At 72.3% G+C, this 13,907-nt stretch carries 16 protein-coding genes; 9 read left to right on the top strand and 7 right to left on the bottom strand.

Annotated elements, in window-relative coordinates:
* Window positions 1–30 precede the first annotated feature (30 nt).
* The 6 genes from AB0E62_RS33130 to AB0E62_RS33155 all read left to right on the top strand — a co-directional run bounded on the left by AB0E62_RS33130 (window position 31) and on the right by AB0E62_RS33155 (window position 5,411).
* Window positions 31–1,113: a serine hydrolase domain-containing protein gene (locus tag AB0E62_RS33130; RefSeq protein WP_362202514.1), complete on the top strand. Its 1,083-nt coding sequence runs from the start codon at window positions 31–33 to the stop codon at window positions 1,111–1,113.
* Between the two features lie 70 nt (window positions 1,114–1,183).
* On the top strand, window positions 1,184–1,861 hold the full coding sequence (locus tag AB0E62_RS33135) for an AIM24 family protein (protein ID WP_362202325.1): 678 nt from the start codon (window positions 1,184–1,186) through the stop codon (window positions 1,859–1,861).
* Between the two features lie 145 nt (window positions 1,862–2,006).
* Window positions 2,007–2,966, top strand: a complete 960-nt coding sequence (locus AB0E62_RS33140) for a threonine/serine dehydratase (RefSeq protein ID WP_362202517.1) — start codon at window positions 2,007–2,009, stop codon at window positions 2,964–2,966.
* A 199-nt stretch (window positions 2,967–3,165) separates the two neighbouring features.
* Complete coding sequence (locus tag AB0E62_RS33145) at window positions 3,166–4,137, top strand: LLM class F420-dependent oxidoreductase (protein WP_362202328.1); 972 nt, start codon at window positions 3,166–3,168, stop codon at window positions 4,135–4,137.
* A gap of 106 nt (window positions 4,138–4,243) precedes the next feature.
* Window positions 4,244–4,669 carry an SsgA family sporulation/cell division regulator gene (locus AB0E62_RS33150; protein WP_362202331.1) on the top strand — a complete coding sequence of 142 codons (426 nt, stop codon included), beginning with the start codon at window positions 4,244–4,246 and terminating at the stop codon, window positions 4,667–4,669.
* A 151-nt stretch (window positions 4,670–4,820) separates the two neighbouring features.
* Window positions 4,821–5,411 (top strand): DUF2238 domain-containing protein, encoded by a 591-nt coding sequence (locus AB0E62_RS33155; RefSeq protein ID WP_362202520.1) that lies wholly within the window; start codon window positions 4,821–4,823, stop codon window positions 5,409–5,411.
* On the opposite strand, the gene AB0E62_RS33160 is transcribed toward AB0E62_RS33155, so the two are convergent.
* The 3 genes from AB0E62_RS33160 to AB0E62_RS33170 form a co-directional block, all read right to left on the bottom strand.
* On the bottom strand, window positions 5,408–5,902 hold the full coding sequence (locus tag AB0E62_RS33160) for a DUF6328 family protein (RefSeq protein ID WP_362202334.1): 495 nt from the start codon (window positions 5,900–5,902) through the stop codon (window positions 5,408–5,410). The genes AB0E62_RS33155 and AB0E62_RS33160 overlap by 4 nt on opposite strands.
* Window positions 5,903–5,947: 45 nt before the next feature.
* Window positions 5,948–6,931: an aldo/keto reductase gene (locus tag AB0E62_RS33165; RefSeq protein WP_362202337.1), complete on the bottom strand. Its 984-nt coding sequence runs from the start codon at window positions 6,929–6,931 to the stop codon at window positions 5,948–5,950.
* A gap of 185 nt (window positions 6,932–7,116) precedes the next feature.
* Window positions 7,117–8,307, bottom strand: coding sequence for an FAD-dependent monooxygenase (locus tag AB0E62_RS33170; protein WP_362202340.1), 1,191 nt, complete (start codon window positions 8,305–8,307; stop codon window positions 7,117–7,119).
* Window positions 8,308–8,643: 336 nt separating this feature from the next.
* Between AB0E62_RS33170 and AB0E62_RS33175 the strand changes: the two genes are divergently transcribed.
* Together AB0E62_RS33175 and AB0E62_RS33180 are read left to right on the top strand one after the other, a co-directional pair.
* The gene (locus tag AB0E62_RS33175) at window positions 8,644–9,024 is read left to right on the top strand and encodes a tyrosinase cofactor (RefSeq protein ID WP_362202343.1); all 381 of its coding nucleotides are present in this window, start codon (window positions 8,644–8,646) and stop codon (window positions 9,022–9,024) included.
* Between the two features lie 34 nt (window positions 9,025–9,058).
* Entirely contained in the window at window positions 9,059–9,880 is an 822-nt protein-coding gene (locus AB0E62_RS33180; RefSeq protein ID WP_362202346.1) for a tyrosinase family protein, read from the top strand.
* Here AB0E62_RS33180 and AB0E62_RS33185 read toward each other — a convergent pair whose 3' ends face one another.
* The 4 genes from AB0E62_RS33185 to AB0E62_RS33200 form a co-directional block, all read right to left on the bottom strand.
* A complete protein-coding gene (locus AB0E62_RS33185) occupies window positions 9,881–10,582 on the bottom strand; it encodes a ribonuclease H (protein WP_362202523.1) in 702 nt (233 codons plus the stop codon).
* Window positions 10,583–10,616: 34 nt separating this feature from the next.
* A complete protein-coding gene (locus tag AB0E62_RS33190) occupies window positions 10,617–11,411 on the bottom strand; it encodes a VOC family protein (protein ID WP_362202349.1) in 795 nt (264 codons plus the stop codon).
* Between the two features lie 101 nt (window positions 11,412–11,512).
* Window positions 11,513–12,001 carry a VOC family protein gene (locus AB0E62_RS33195; protein ID WP_362202352.1) on the bottom strand — a complete coding sequence of 163 codons (489 nt, stop codon included), beginning with the start codon at window positions 11,999–12,001 and terminating at the stop codon, window positions 11,513–11,515.
* Window positions 12,002–12,182: 181 nt separating this feature from the next.
* Window positions 12,183–12,572 carry a helix-turn-helix transcriptional regulator gene (locus tag AB0E62_RS33200; RefSeq protein WP_362202355.1) on the bottom strand — a complete coding sequence of 130 codons (390 nt, stop codon included), beginning with the start codon at window positions 12,570–12,572 and terminating at the stop codon, window positions 12,183–12,185.
* Window positions 12,573–12,866: 294 nt separating this feature from the next.
* Here AB0E62_RS33200 and AB0E62_RS33205 point away from each other — a divergent pair, with 294 nt between their 5' ends.
* A complete protein-coding gene (locus AB0E62_RS33205; RefSeq protein ID WP_362202525.1) occupies window positions 12,867–13,757 on the top strand; it encodes an RNA polymerase sigma factor SigF in 891 nt (296 codons plus the stop codon).
* Window positions 13,758–13,907: the final 150 nt, after the last annotated feature.

Here is a 13,907-nt window from a genome sequence, read left to right on the forward strand (position 1 = left end):
GCGAGGTCGTGCGCGATGAACACGAACGCGATGCCGAGTTCCCGCTGCACCTTCTGGCGCACCCCGGCCGCCGCGGCACTGCCGGCACCGGACACGGCGGGCCTGGCCGCGGTGCTGCGCTCGGTGGTGGCCCAGGGCGCCCCGGGGGCGCTGGCCCGGATCGACGACCACGGCCGGACCTACCGGGTCACCCGCGGTGTCGCCGACCGGGCCACCGGACGGGCCATCAGCACCGCCGACCGGTTCCGGATCGGCAGCGTCACCAAGACCTTCACGACGGTGGTGCTGCTCCAGCTCGTCGACGAACACCGGCTCGCGCTCGACGCGCCGGTCAACCGCTATCTGCCGGGTCTGCTGCCGGACGACCGGATCACCGTCCGCCATGTGCTGAGCCACCGCAGCGGGCTGTACGACTACAGCGACGACATGTTCGCCGCGAGCGTCTCCGGCTTCGAGGCGGTGCGCAAGAAGGTCTTCACCTACCGGCAGCTGATCGCCCTCTCCCTGCGCAAGCCCCGCACCAACGCGCCGGGCGCCGCCTACTCCTACTCCAACACCAACTTCGTCGTCGCCGGGCTGCTCGTCGAGAAGCTCACCCGGCAGCCGGTCGCGACCGCCTACCGGAACCGGATCATCAAGCCGCTGAAGCTGACCGGCACCTTCTACGTCCACCCGGACACCGCGATCCCGGGCCGGCACACCCTCGGCTATCTGACCCCGGACCGCGCGGGCGCCCCGCTGGTCGACGCGACCGCGCAGACCGTGTCCTGGGCGCAGAGCGCCGGGGCGATCGTCTCCAACGCCCGGGACCTCGACGTCTTCTACGGCGCGCTGCTGGGGGGCGGACTGATGTCCGCGGCGCGGCTCGCCGACATGGAGCGGTTCACCAAGGTGAACAGCACGACGGCGTACGGCCTCGGGCTGCGGCGGCGCGATCTGTCCTGCGGGGTGTCGGTGTACGGGCACACCGGGGCGGTGCAGGGCTACTACACCTACGCGTTCGGCACGAAGGACGGCGGGCGGACCCTCACGGCCGCGGCGAACACCTCCAACAACGCCAAGGTGCTGAACACCCTGGCCGGGGCGCTGGAGTCGGCGTTCTGCGGAAAGTGACCGGCGGGCGACCGGGCCGGCACACTGCGTGATCTTGGCGGAACGGCTCCGTCCGGGACACCATGCCCGCATGAAGGGTGATCTCTTTTCCAGTCAGCACGTGGTGCAGCCGGCCGTGGCGCCGGGCATGTCCGCCGAGAACGCCAAGTGCCTCAAGTACGCGGTGGACGGCGAGATGTACGCCCGGCAGGGCGCGATGGTCGCCTACCGCGGCGACCTGAGGTTCGAGCGCAAGGGGCAGGGCGTCGGCGGCATGCTCAAGCGCGCGGTCACCGGGGAGGGACTGCCCCTGATGGCGGTGCGCGGACAGGGCGAGGCCTGGTTCGCGCACGAGGCGCAGAACTGTTTCATCGTCGAGGTCGAGCCCGGCGACCGGTTCACCGTGAACGGCCGCAACGTGCTGTGTTTCGACGCGTCGCTGTCGTACGAGATCAAGACGGTGAAGGGGTCGGGCATCGCCGGCGGCGGCCTGTTCAACAGCGTGTTCACCGGGCAGGGCCGGCTCGGTCTGGTCTGCGACGGCAACCCGCTGGTCATCCCGGTGTCCGCGCAGGCGCCGGTGTACGTCGACACGGACGCGGTGGTGGGCTGGACCGCGCAGTTGCAGACCTCGCTGCACCGCTCGCAGTCCCTCGGCTCGATGCTGCGCGGCGGTTCTGGCGAGGCCGTGCAACTGATGCTCCAGGGAGAGGGGTTCGTCGTGGTGCGGCCGAGCGAGCTGACCCCGCAGAAGGCCCAGCAGCACTGAGTCCCACGGCGCCGGGACGCGGTCGCCGGCCATGATCCGGAACGGCGTTGACCACCGGCCGCCCGGCGGGGCAAGGTGCGAGCGGTACGGCTCCCGGCCCGTGCCGGAAGGATGAAGCGCCTTGACCGACATTCCGGACCACGCCCTGATCGGCCCGGCCGACATCGAGACCGCCGCCCGGCGGATCGCCGGTCACGTCGTCCGCACGCCGACGGTGCCGAGCCCCGGGCTCACCGCCCTGCTCGGCGTCCCCGTCACCGCCAAGCTCGAACTGCTCCAGCGCACCGGCTCGTTCAAGGCGCGCGGCGCCACGGCGAAACTGCTGTCGCTGAGCGCGGCCGAGCGGGCGGCGGGCGTGGTCGCGGTGAGCGGCGGCAACCACGGGATCGCGCTCGCGGTGATGGCGGCGGCCCTCGATGTGAAGGCCACCGTCGTCATGCCGCGCACCGCGCCCGCCCGTTCCCTGGCGCTCGCCGGGGAGGCCGGGGCGTCGGTGCGGGTCACCGACGACATGGACAGCGCGTTCGAGCTGGTGACGCGGTTGCGGGACGAGGGCCTGACCCTGGTCCACCCGTTCGACGACCCGGCGCTGATCGCCGGGCAGGGCACCGTGGGTCTGGAGCTGGCCGAGGACGCCGGGGAACTGACCGATGTCGTCGTCAGTGTCGGCGGCGGCGGTCTGATCTCCGGGGTCGCGGCGGCGCTGCGCGCCCGGCGGCCGGGGGTGCGGGTGTGGGGCGTGGAGACCGAGGGCGCGGAGTCGATGTCCGGCGCGCTGAGGGCCGGCGGTCCGGTACCGGTGCCCTTGTCCTCCCTGGTCACCACGTTGAGCGCGCCCTCGGTGTCGCCGCTGACCTACGCCCATGTGTCCGCCCTCGTGGAGGAGGTCCTGGTGGTGCCGGACCGGGACGCGGTGCGCGGCTGCCTGGATCTCGCCGACCGGGCCAAGGTGTGGGCCGAGCCGGCGGCGGGCTGTCTGCTGCCCGCCGCCCGGCAGGTGGTGGACCGGGTGGGTGACGGCGCCCGGATCGGGCTCGTGGTGTGCGGAGGCAACACGACACCTCGGGAACTCATGGGTTGGGCCAACCGGTTCGGGCTGCTGTGAGCGGCTGGTGAACGCAGCCCCGGTGTGCCCCGGCCGCCCCCGCCCGGCCCCCTCCCCCTCTCCCCCGCGTCGCCGCCCGGCTACGGTCCGTACCTTCCCGCTGCGCATCGCCACCCGGGCCGTGGCCCGGGACGACGCACCGGACGAGTGACCCGCGCCGGGGCCGTTTTCCGGACGCCGAGCCGGGGACTCGCCGGATATGGTGCGAATCGGATACACGATGATGACCGAGCAGGCAGGTCCCCGGGACCTGGTGGACCACGTGGTGGGCGCCGAGGAGGTGGGGTTCGACTTCTCGGTGATCTCGGACCACTACTTCCCGTGGCTGCGCGCACAGGGGCACGCCTCGTACGCGTGGAGTGTGCTGGGCGCCGCCGCCCAGGCCACCTCGCGGATCCCCCTGATGACCTACGTCACCTGTCCCATCCTGCGCTACCATCCGGCGGTCGTGGCGCAGAAGGCGGCGACCGTGCAGTTGCTGTCCGAGGGCAGGTTCCGGCTCGGCCTCGGCGCCGGCGAGAACCTGAACGAGCATGTCGTGGGCGGCGGCTGGCCCCCGGTGGACGTCCGCCACGAGATGCTGGAGGAGGCGGTGCAGATCATCCGCGCGCTGTTCGAGGGCGGCCACGTCACCCACCACGGGCAGCACTACGACGTGGAGTCGGCCCGGCTGTGGGACCTGCCGGAGACGGCGCCGCCCATCGGCATCGCCGTCTCCGGCGAGCAGTCCTGCCAACTGGCCGGACATCTCGCCGACCTGGTGATCGCGACGGAGCCGAAGGCGGGCCTGCTGGAGGCCTTCGACCGGCACGGCGGCAGCGGCAAGCCCCGGGTGGGCCAGTTGCCGGTGAGCTACGACCCGGACCGGGACACCGCGGTCAAACGCGCCCACTCGCAGTTCCGCTGGTTCGGCCTGGGCTGGAAGGTGAACGCCGAACTGCCGCACCCGGACTCGTTCGAGGCCGCGACGCAGTTCGTCACCGAGGACGACGTAGCCTCCGCCATCCCGTGCGGCGACGACCCCGAGGCGTTCGTGGAGGCCGTACGGCCGTACGCGGAGGCCGGGTTCGGGGAGGTCGCGCTGGTGCAGATCGGCGGTGACGCGCAGCGGGAGTTCCTGGACTGGTCGGCGAAGACCCTGCTGCCGGCGCTGCGGGAGGCGTTCGGCTGACGGACCGTCCAGCGGTGCGGCGCGGAAATCAGCCACACGGGTGAGCATTCCGGGCGATGCGGGGGTACTAGAAGTCTCTACGCCGATCGTCTGCCGGAGGCCCCGCGTGAACCCGTTCGTGCACAAGACCCTGGTGGTGCAGCTCCTCGCGCCCGGCACCGGACGGTGCCCGGTGCTGGCTCACCTCGGCTACGCCGCCGACGACCCGTTCGCGGTGACCGCCGTCTTCGCCCACGACGGCCGGGTGCTGGCCTGCTGGCGGCTGGACCGGGAGATGCTCTCCGCGGGCCTGTCCGGACCGGTCGGGATCGGCGACGTACGACTGCGCCCGCAGGGCACCGGGCCGTGCCACGAGCTGCGGATGGAGTTCCTCGGGGACAGCCGGCCGGACGGCAGCCGGCACCGGGCGGTGGTGCTGGCGTGGGCACCCGCGGTGGCCGCGTTCCTGCGCGAGACGCACCAGGTGGTCCCGCCGGGCCGGGAGCGGGTCGACGTGGACGAGTTGCTGTCGGACATCCTGTCCGCGGGCTGAGTAGCCGTACTCATGCCCGCGGGCCCGGCCCGGCACCACCATGGGGGCCCTACGACGCCTCAGGCAAGGAGCCCCCGCCGTGACCGCAGTAGTGCAGCCCGCCCCGCTCAGGGCGCCGCGCCGTGTCCCGCCCGCCGTCTTCGCCGGCGTGGTGGCCACCGCGCTGGCCGTGTCGGCGGTCGGCGCGCGGGACCGCACCACCTGGTTCCTGGAGACCGTGTGGGCGCTGGCGGGGCTGCCGCTGGTGGTGCTGGCCTGGCGGCGTTTCCCGCTGACCGGGCTGCTGTGCGCACTGCTCACCGCGCACGCGCTGGTCCTGGCGGTGGGCGGGCACTACACGTACGCGCGGGTGCCGGCGGGCGACTGGGTGCGCGACGCGTTCGGCCTGGACCGCAACCCGTACGACCGTTTCGGGCACCTGATGCAGGGCTTCGTCCCCGCCGTGCTGGTCCGCGAACTGCTCAGCCGCACCTCGCCGTTGCGCGGCAGCCGCTGGCTCGCGCCGCTCACCGTGTGCGCCTGCCTCGCCTTCAGCGCCTGTTTCGAGCTGCTGGAGTGGCTGGCGGCCGGGATCGGCGGCCACGGCGCGGACGCGTTCCTCGCCACCCAGGGCGATGTCTGGGACACCCAGTGGGACATGTTCTGCGCCCTGACCGGCGCCGTCCTGTCCCTCCTCCTGCTCGGCCGCGTCCACGACCGGCAACTCGCCGCCCTGCGGAACCCGGCGACCGCTCGCCGCTAGTCCTCCGGATCCCCCGTGTTCCGGCGGCGGGCCCACAGGGGCAGGACGTACCAGCACAGGACGTACCAGGCGACGACGGCCGACACCAGGTAGGGGACATAGCCGTTGTGGGTCGCCACCCGGAGGATCAGGAGCAGGGACGAGGTCATCGTGGCGAGCAGCAGGGCCAGGCCGACCAGGGTCATCCGGGAGGCCAGCCGTACCGCGCGGGGTTTGACCCGGTGGCCGGAGACCAGGCGGTGCAGGGACACCGGTCCGATGAGGGCGCCGGTGGCGCAGGCGCCCATCACGACGGTCACGATGTAGATCATCTGGTCGGTGTCGGCCAGGCGGCCGTACTTCGGCTGGAAGACCACGGTCAGCAGAAAACCGAACAGAATCTGTACGCCCGTCTGCGCGACCCGGACCTCCTGGATGAGTTCACCCCACATCCGGTCGGCCCGCTCCTCCTCGGTCTCGTCGCGCCCTCTGCGCCGTCCTTCGGTTGTCATGCGGTGCCGTGTAACCGTCCGTCCGTTCGTCAAACGGGCGGGCCGCTACCAGCGGTGTTCGACCTGGTCCTTGATCCGGCGGTCGTACAGCTCGCGGATCGCGGTGACCGTTTCCGGCGGCAGCGGCGGCAGCTTGGCCGCGGCGGCGTTGGCACGGGCCTGCTCCGGGCTGCGGGCGCCGGGGATCACGGTGGTCACGCCCTCCTGCTCGATGATCCAGCGCAGGGCGAGCTGGGCCGGGGTGTATCCCTCGGGGGCGAGCGCGGCGAACTCGGCGGCGGCCTCCACGCCGGTGGCGTAGTCGACCCCGGAGAAGGTCTCGCCCTGGTCGAACGCCTCGCCGTGCCGGTTGTAGGTGCGGTGGTCGTCGGCCGCGAACACCGTGTCCTTGGTGTACTTGCCGGACAGCAGCCCGGAGGCGAGCGGCACCCGCGCGATGATGCCGACGCCGGCCTCGCGGGCGGCGGGAACCACCTCGTACAGCGGCTTCATGCGGAACGGGTTGAGGATGATCTGCACGCTGGCCACACCCGGCCGGGCGATGGCGGTGAGCGCCTGCTCGCAGGTCTCCACGCTCACCCCGTAGGCGGCGATCCGCTCCTCCTCCACCAGGGTGTCGAGGGCGTCGAACACCTCGTCGGAGGAGTAGACGGGGGTGGGCGGGCAGTGCAGCTGCACCAGGTCGACGCGGTCGACGCCGAGGTTGCGGCGCGAGCGGTCGTTCCAGGCGCGGAAGTTGTCCAGGACGTAGTTCTCCGGGATCTGGTCCACCCGGCGGCCCATCTTGGTGGCCACGAGGACGTGCAGGTCGGGCCGGCCGCGCAGGAAGGAGGCGATGGTCTGTTCGCTGCGCCCGTCGCCGTACACGTCGGCGGTGTCGAAGAAGGTCACCCCGGCCTCGGCCGCCGCCTCCAGGACGGACAGGGCCACCTTGTCGTCCACGTCGCCCCAGTCGGCGCCCAGCTGCCATGTGCCGAGCCCGACGACCGATGCCCACTGACCCGACCTGCCGATCACACGTTCGTCCATGGCGTCAGTCTGTCATCCGCCACGGCATCCCGTGCACCTGGAGGGGCCGCCGGCGGCGGTCCGGGGTGTGGTGGAGGCGTGGTCGAACTGGACGGGTACGGCCCTGGGCTCCTTGCCCGTGAACGGAGGTCTGTGTACGGCGGTCTGCGTACCGCGATCTGCGTACGGAGGTCTGTGTGGCGAGGTCAGTGGGGGTGCTCGGCGCGGGGGCGCAGGGCGCGGGCGGCGCGGGGGCCGAGCCAGCGCTTGAGCCTGCGCAGGGGCTCCAGTTGTCCGGCCGCCTTGTCCAGGCCGTAGTACAGCTGCGGGGGGACGTACGGCAGCAGCGGTGAGTGCCGCTGGCCGAGCAGGGCGAACATCCGGTGCGGGGGCAGGTGGATGTAGCGGGGCAGGTTCTCGTACCACCGGGCGCTGTAGTGGGCGGCGCTCTGTGCGGGCAGCAGGGCGGTGCGGCGCCGGCGTTCGTAGGCGGCGAGGGCCTCGGGCAGGGGAAGCGTGCGCAGGGTGTCGGCGAGGCACATGGCGTCCTCCAGGGCGAGGGTGGTGCCGGCGCCGATGGAGTAGTGGGTGGTGTGGGCGGCGTCGCCGAGCAGGACCAGGTTGCCGTCGCGCCAGGTGTGGTTGGTGAGGGTGCGGAAGGTCCCCCAGGAGGCGCCGGGGCGGGCGACGAGGGGGTGGCCGTCGAGGACGCGGGCGAAGAGTTTCTCCAGCAGCGCGAGGTCCTCGCCGGGGTCGGCCCGGCCCAGTCCGAGTCCGGTGAAGGTCTCCGGGGAGCACTCGACGACACAGGTGCTGTGGTCCTCGCTGTAGCCGTAGCCGTAGGCCCAGATCCAGCCGTGCCCGGTCTCGGTGAAGGCGAAGGTGAAGGCGTCGAAGACGCGGGTGGTGCCGAGCCAGATGTAGGGGTTGCGTCCCGGGGTGACATGGGTCCCGAAGCGCTCGGCGCGGCGGGTGCGCAGGGCGCTGTGGACGCCGTCGGCCGCGACGACGAGGTCCGCGCCGGCGGGCGGCCGGCTGGGCGCGCTCTCGTACTCCAGGCGGACGCCGAGGGCGCGGGCCCGGGCGGCGAGCAGGCCGAGCAGCCGGTGCCGGCCGATGCCGAAGCCCTCGTCGCCGTGGTGCCGGGTGGTCAGGCCGTCGACGTGGGCGACGCCGTCGGTCCACCGGACGGAGTGTTCCTCGATGGCGCGGGCGGTCTCGGGGTCGTAGGCCTGGAGCCGGTCGAGGAGGCCGCGCCAGTACGTCACGCCCCAGCCGTACGTGGAGCCCTCGGGGTCGCGTTCGTGGACGGTGACGTCATGGCCCGGGTCCTGCAGCTTGAGCAGGAGGGCCAGACAGAGGCCGGCGGGCCCGCCTCCGACGCAGACGACCTTCATGCGCACTCCCCTGCCTGTGACCCTTTGCGCCCGAACGGAAACGGAGGGTAGCAGGGCGGCGCCACAAGATCGCGTCAGTCTGACGGGGTGAGCCCCGCCACTCGGGTGGACCGCCCCCGGAAAGGATCAAGGAAAACCCGGGCGCCCCGGCAAGGAATTCCCCGTTCCGGCAGGGATCGGGCCACCGCCACAGCAAGATCATCTTTGTTCAACTCTGTATGACATGTGGTTGATTGTCCAGATCACAGCCAACCGGTTCCGGGAGATTTCGTGCGCTCCGGATGTGGCCGATAGGCATGCGTCGTCACCAAAGCTTCACTCTTCTGGAGGACCCGCATGCCCGAGATCACCCGGCGCCGCGCGCTCACCGCGGCTGCCGCCGTCGCCGTGACCGCCTCGGCGGCCGCCGCCCTCGCCGCCCCCGCCGCGTCGGCCGCCGGCCACCACGGCCCCGTCGCGCCCGAGTCCTTCGACGAGGTCTACAAGGGCCGCCGGATACAGGGCCGTCCGGCGGCCGACGGCGCGCACCACCACGAACACGGCGGTGGGTACCAGGTGTTCATCGACGGCGTGCAGCTGCACGTGATGCGCAACGCCGACGGCAGCTGGATCAGCGTCGTCAGCCACTACGACCCGGTGCCCACCCCGCGCGCCGCCGCCCGTGCCGCGGTGGACGAGCTGCAGGGCGCCCCGCTGCTGCCGTTCCCCGCCAACTGACCGCCCCCGCAAGGACTTCGGAGCACCGCGCACCATGACCGTACGCAAGAACCAGGCCACCCTGACCGCCGACGAGAAGCGCCGGTTCGTCGCCGCCGTCCTCGAACTGAAACGCAGCGGGCGCTACGACGATTTCGTCCGCACGCACAACGAGTTCATCATGTCCGACACCGACAGCGGGGAACGGACCGGCCACCGCTCCCCCTCGTTCCTGCCCTGGCACCGCAGATTCCTGCTCGACTTCGAACAGGCCCTGCGGTCCGTGGACTCCTCCGTCACGCTGCCGTACTGGGACTGGACCGCCGACCGCACCGTGCGGGCCTCGCTGTGGGCGCCGGACTTCCTCGGCGGCACCGGGCGCAGCACCGACGGCCGGGTCGTGGACGGCCCGTTCGCCGCGTCCACGGGCAACTGGCCGATCAACGTGCGCGTCGACGGCCGGACGTTCCTGCGCCGCTCGCTCGGCACCGGCGTGGCCGAGCTGCCGACGCGCGCCGAGGTGGAGTCGGTGCTGGCGATAGCGGCGTACGACCTGCCGCCGTACAACAGCGCCTCGGAGGGCTTCCGCAACCACCTGGAAGGCTGGCGCGGGGTCAACCTGCACAACCGGGTGCACGTGTGGGTCGGCGGGCAGATGGCCACCGGTGTCTCCCCCAACGACCCGGTGTTCTGGCTGCACCACGCCTACGTCGACAAGCTGTGGGCCGACTGGCAGCGGCGCCACCCGGACTCCGCGTACGTGCCGGCGGGCGGCACGCCGGACGTGGTGGACCTGAACGAGACCATGAAGCCGTGGAACACCGTGCGCCCGGCGGACCTGCTGGACCACACCGCGTACTACACGTTCGACGCCTGATCAGGCCTCGGCGGTACGGCACTCCGGGTGGCCCCAGCCCTGCGCGTTCTTGGCGATCTTCTCGCCGGCCGCGTAGGACCGGCCGCACAGGCAGCGGCCGGGGAACTTGGCCTTGATGGTCCGCGCGGACGAGGACGCCCCGCCGCCGGTGCGGCGGGGTGCCTTCCGGCGCGGTGCCCCGGCCGCCGGGGTGTCGGGCGACGGCGGGGGCTCCGGGGAGCCCAGTTCGCTGCCGGCGGACTCCTGCGCGGAGGCCGCCTGGCTGGCCGCGCGGTCCGCGAAGTCGTTCAGCGGATCGCCGTCGGCCTGGTGGGCGGGTACGTAGCGGAACTCGACGGACCGGCCGCCGAGGAGTCCGTCGATGCGGACGACCAGGTCCTGGTTGGCGACGGGCTTGCCGGCAGCGGTCTTCCAGCCGTTGCGCTTCCAGCCGGGCAGCCAGGTGGTGACGGCCTTCATGGCGTACTGGGAGTCCATCCGGATCTCCAGCGGCACCTCCGGGTCGACGGCCGCGAGCAGCCGCTCCAGGGCCGTCAGTTCCGCGACGTTGTTGGTGGCCCGGCCGAGCGGGCCGGCCGCCCAGCGGGCGGGGGTCCGCTCGTCGCCGCCCGAGACCACCCACGCCCATCCGGCCGGTCCGGGGTTTCCCTTCGAAGCCCCGTCGCACGCGGCCACCACACGTTCACGCATGCGCTCGATGATGCCATGGCCCCGGCCGGGTCCGTGCCGGGGCCGGTCACACGTCCCTGACCCCGGGCATCTCGCCCTCGGTGGTGGTGATGTCGATCACCGAGAAGTTGGCGCCCTGCGGGTCGCCGAGCGCCGCGAACCGGCCGAAGGGGCTGCTCATCGGCCCGAAGCGGAGGATGCCGCCGAGCTCGACGGCCCGGTCGACGGCGGCGTCGCAGTCGCCGACGGTGAAGTAGACGTTGATGTACGAGGGCACCTCCGGCGGGAAGTCGTCGGTCATCCGCATCCGGCCGAGGACGGTGTCCTCACCGATGCCGAACATCCGGAAGTCCACCGCGTCGTCCTCGAGATCCTTCATCCGGTAGGGGAAGACGGAGGCGAGGAAGGCGTCCGCCTGCTCCGGCTCCCTGGTGAAGACCTCGGCCCAGCAGTACGCGCCGGGGGTGGCCGTCGCCTCGAAGCCCTCGTGGGTGCCCGCCTGCCACACACCGAACACGGCGCCGCTGGGCTCCCGGGCCAGGCACATCGTGCCGAAGTCACCGACCCGCATCGGTTCCAGCAGCACCTCTCCGCCGCTGTCCCGGATCTTCCGGGCGGTGGCCGCGACGTCCGGCGAGGCGAGGTACAGGCACCACTGCGACTGGCCCTCCTGACCGGGCATGGGCGGGACGACGGCCGCCACGGCCTTGCCGTCGGCGTAGGCCTGGGTGTAGTTGCCGTACTCCGACGAGGACTCGCCGAAGGTCCAGCCGAGGACGGCGCCGTAGAACCGCTTGGCTCCCTCGACGTCGCTGAACATCGCGTCGGCCCAACAGGGCGTTCCTTCGGGTTGTACGGCCATGCCGGCGGCCCTCCTGGTGTGCTGGTCCCCGTCTGTTCACGCTAGCCACCGGGGGTCCGGCCCGCGCGCCGAGCCGGGTACGTGCCGGCGCCCGGCCGCCGCTACCCGCCCGCGTACGCCCGCTCCAGCTCGGCCGCGTCCAGCTTGCCCATGCCCTGCATGGCGCGCAGGGGCCGGCCGGCCCTCTCCGGGTCCGGGTCGGCGATCATGTCGCGCAAGGGGGCGTAGACGACCTGCCAGGACAGGCCGTACCGGTCCTTGAGCCAGCCGCAGGGGCCGCCCTCGCCGCCGTTCTCGGTCAGTGCCGTCCAGTAGTGGTCGATCTCCTGCTGGCCGTCGCAGAGGATCTGGAAGGAGACGGCCTGGCCGAAGGTGTATTCGGGGCCGCCGTTGAGTGCGACGAACCTCTGGCCATTGGCCGTGAACTCCACGGTGAGCACGGAACCGGCCGGGCCGGGTCCGGGGCCGGACTCGGGCCACCGCACGACGCGCTCGATGCCGGAGTCCTTGAAGACGGACACGTAGAAGTGGGCGGCCTCCTCCGCCTTGCCGTCGAACCAGAGGCAGGTGACGAAACCGTCGGTGGTCATGAGCGCCTCCCGGGGCGGGGAACGGGTCGGGAACGGGTCGGGGAACACGGTCATGAGGGAGACCGCGCCACGCCGCGAAACTCATCGGCCCGGCCGCCGGGTCACTCGAACAGGTGAAGGATCCCGGGCGCACCGGGGCGTGGCCGCGCGGCCACGCCCCGGTGCGCCCGGTCCGGCGGGCTCAGGCGGCGAGGCAGAGGCCGCGGTACGGGCGGGGCCGTGCGGCGGGCCGGTGGGGGACGGCCGTACGGCGGGAGAGTTCGCCGTGCGCCCGCGCCAGCAGGTCGCCGAGGCTCAGGCCGAGGGCGTGCGCGGCGGCGGCGAGCACCTCGGACGACGCCTCCTTGCGGCCACGCTCGACCTCCGACAGATAAGGCAGCGAGATCCGGGCCGCGTCGGCCACGTCCTTCAGCGTGCGCCGCTGCGCCCGCCGCTCGCGGCGCAGCACCTCACCGACCAGATCCCGCCACAAAGGTTCCCTGGGGGCGGGCGCGGTCTCCGGCGCCCCGGCGCGGTCCGGCGCCGGTCGCAGGGGGATCACTCGGGCTTCGTCGCTCACCGGGTTGCTCATCCCGTCAGCCTAGGAGCGGTACCGTGCGGGGCAAGGACCGGGCGTTGCGCCCTGAGGGAAATCCCGGGCCGGGCCGGGTCCCGACCGCTCGTTTCGCGCCAGTGCGCCGTGGCAGGGGCATGCGGTGCGTCACCATGGGTACCCGGGCCGTGAGCGGCTCCGCGGGGAGGCATGACCCGCCGAGAAGCGGGTACGCGCTGGAGACGCTGCCTGGACACTGGAACCGGCCCCACCCGGTGCCGGACCGCAGGCCGTACAGGGAGACGTCGTACCGTGACTTTCGTGGGAGAGGCAATGAACACCGCCGCCGGGATCCGGCCGGAAGCCGAGGTCGGGGAGCAGACCGAGCAGGACAGGACGGGCGAGGGGTCACTGCCTGGCATCACGGACCCGGCGGCCGTCGCCCCGCGCGACGCGCGAGAGCTGTCCCGCCAGTTCTTCCGCCGCCTGGCCGAGCTGGAAGAGGGAACGCACGAGTACCAGTACGCGCGCAACACACTCATCGAGATGAACATGTCGCTCGTGCGGTTCGCGGCCGGACGGTTCCGGGGCCGCGGCGACGACATGGAGGACATCGTCCAGACCGGCATGATCGGCCTGATCAAGGCCATCGACCGGTTCGAGCTGGCCCGTGAGGTCGAGTTCACGTCGTTCGCGCTGCCGTACATCGTCGGCGAGATCAAGCGGTTCTTCCGGGACACCACGTGGGCCGTCCATGTGCCGCGCCGGCTCCAGGAGCTGCGGGTGGAGCTGGCCAAGGCGCGCGAGGAGCTGTCCAGCCGGCTGGACCGGGATCCGACGGTGGCCGAGCTGGCCACGCTGATGAACATCTCCGAGAAGGAGGTGGTCGAGGCCCAGATCGCCTCGAACGGCTACAACTCCGCCTCCCTGGACGCCGCGCTCACCGGGGACGGCCCCGAGGACGGCGAGGCGGTGCTCGCCGACTTCATCGGGGTCGAGGAGGAGGGCCTGCGGCTCGTGGAGGACTTTCACGCGCTGGCCCCGCTGATGGCCGAGCTGAGCGAACGCGACCGGCAGATCATCCACATGCGGTTCGTGGAGGAGGCCACCCAGGCCGAGATCGGCGAGCGGCTGGGCTGCTCCCAGATGCACGTCTCCCGGCTGATCAAGCGGATCATCACCCGGCTGCGCCAGGGGATGCTCGGGGAGCTGGGCTGCGCCTGACGCCCGGGGAGCAGGGCAAGGACCGGCCGGGCCCGGCCGCGGACCGAGTACCGCGGCAGCCCGGCCACCGGGCCGATTCCGTCGGCCCGGTGAGATCGGTCGAGATCGGTCGAGATCGGTGAAGAAGCGGCCCCGCCGGTCCGGTGAGAA

This window comes from Streptomyces sp. NPDC038707, assembly GCF_040636485.1.
Lineage (GTDB): Bacteria > Actinomycetota > Actinomycetes > Streptomycetales > Streptomycetaceae > Streptomyces.

Excerpts from the sequence above, each read along its gene's own strand:
- AB0E62_RS33170 (WP_362202340.1), bottom strand. The coding sequence starts at position 8,307 with ATGAAGGTCGTCTGCGTCGGAGGCGGGCCCGCCGGCCTCTGTCTGGCC.
- AB0E62_RS33130 (WP_362202514.1), top strand. The coding sequence starts at position 31 with ATGCCGAGTTCCCGCTGCACCTTCTGGCGCACCCCGGCCGCCGCGGCA.
- AB0E62_RS33165 (WP_362202337.1), bottom strand. The coding sequence starts at position 6,931 with ATGGACGAACGTGTGATCGGCAGGTCGGGTCAGTGGGCATCGGTCGTC.
- AB0E62_RS33180 (WP_362202346.1), top strand. The coding sequence starts at position 9,059 with ATGACCGTACGCAAGAACCAGGCCACCCTGACCGCCGACGAGAAGCGC.
- AB0E62_RS33145 (WP_362202328.1), top strand. The coding sequence starts at position 3,166 with ATGGTGCGAATCGGATACACGATGATGACCGAGCAGGCAGGTCCCCGG.
- AB0E62_RS33205 (WP_362202525.1), top strand. The coding sequence starts at position 12,867 with ATGAACACCGCCGCCGGGATCCGGCCGGAAGCCGAGGTCGGGGAGCAG.
- AB0E62_RS33200 (WP_362202355.1), bottom strand. The coding sequence starts at position 12,572 with ATGAGCAACCCGGTGAGCGACGAAGCCCGAGTGATCCCCCTGCGACCG.
- AB0E62_RS33190 (WP_362202349.1), bottom strand. The coding sequence starts at position 11,411 with ATGGCCGTACAACCCGAAGGAACGCCCTGTTGGGCCGACGCGATGTTC.
- AB0E62_RS33175 (WP_362202343.1), top strand. The coding sequence starts at position 8,644 with ATGCCCGAGATCACCCGGCGCCGCGCGCTCACCGCGGCTGCCGCCGTC.
- AB0E62_RS33135 (WP_362202325.1), top strand. The coding sequence starts at position 1,184 with ATGAAGGGTGATCTCTTTTCCAGTCAGCACGTGGTGCAGCCGGCCGTG.
- AB0E62_RS33160 (WP_362202334.1), bottom strand. The coding sequence starts at position 5,902 with ATGACAACCGAAGGACGGCGCAGAGGGCGCGACGAGACCGAGGAGGAG.
- AB0E62_RS33195 (WP_362202352.1), bottom strand. The coding sequence starts at position 12,001 with ATGACCACCGACGGTTTCGTCACCTGCCTCTGGTTCGACGGCAAGGCG.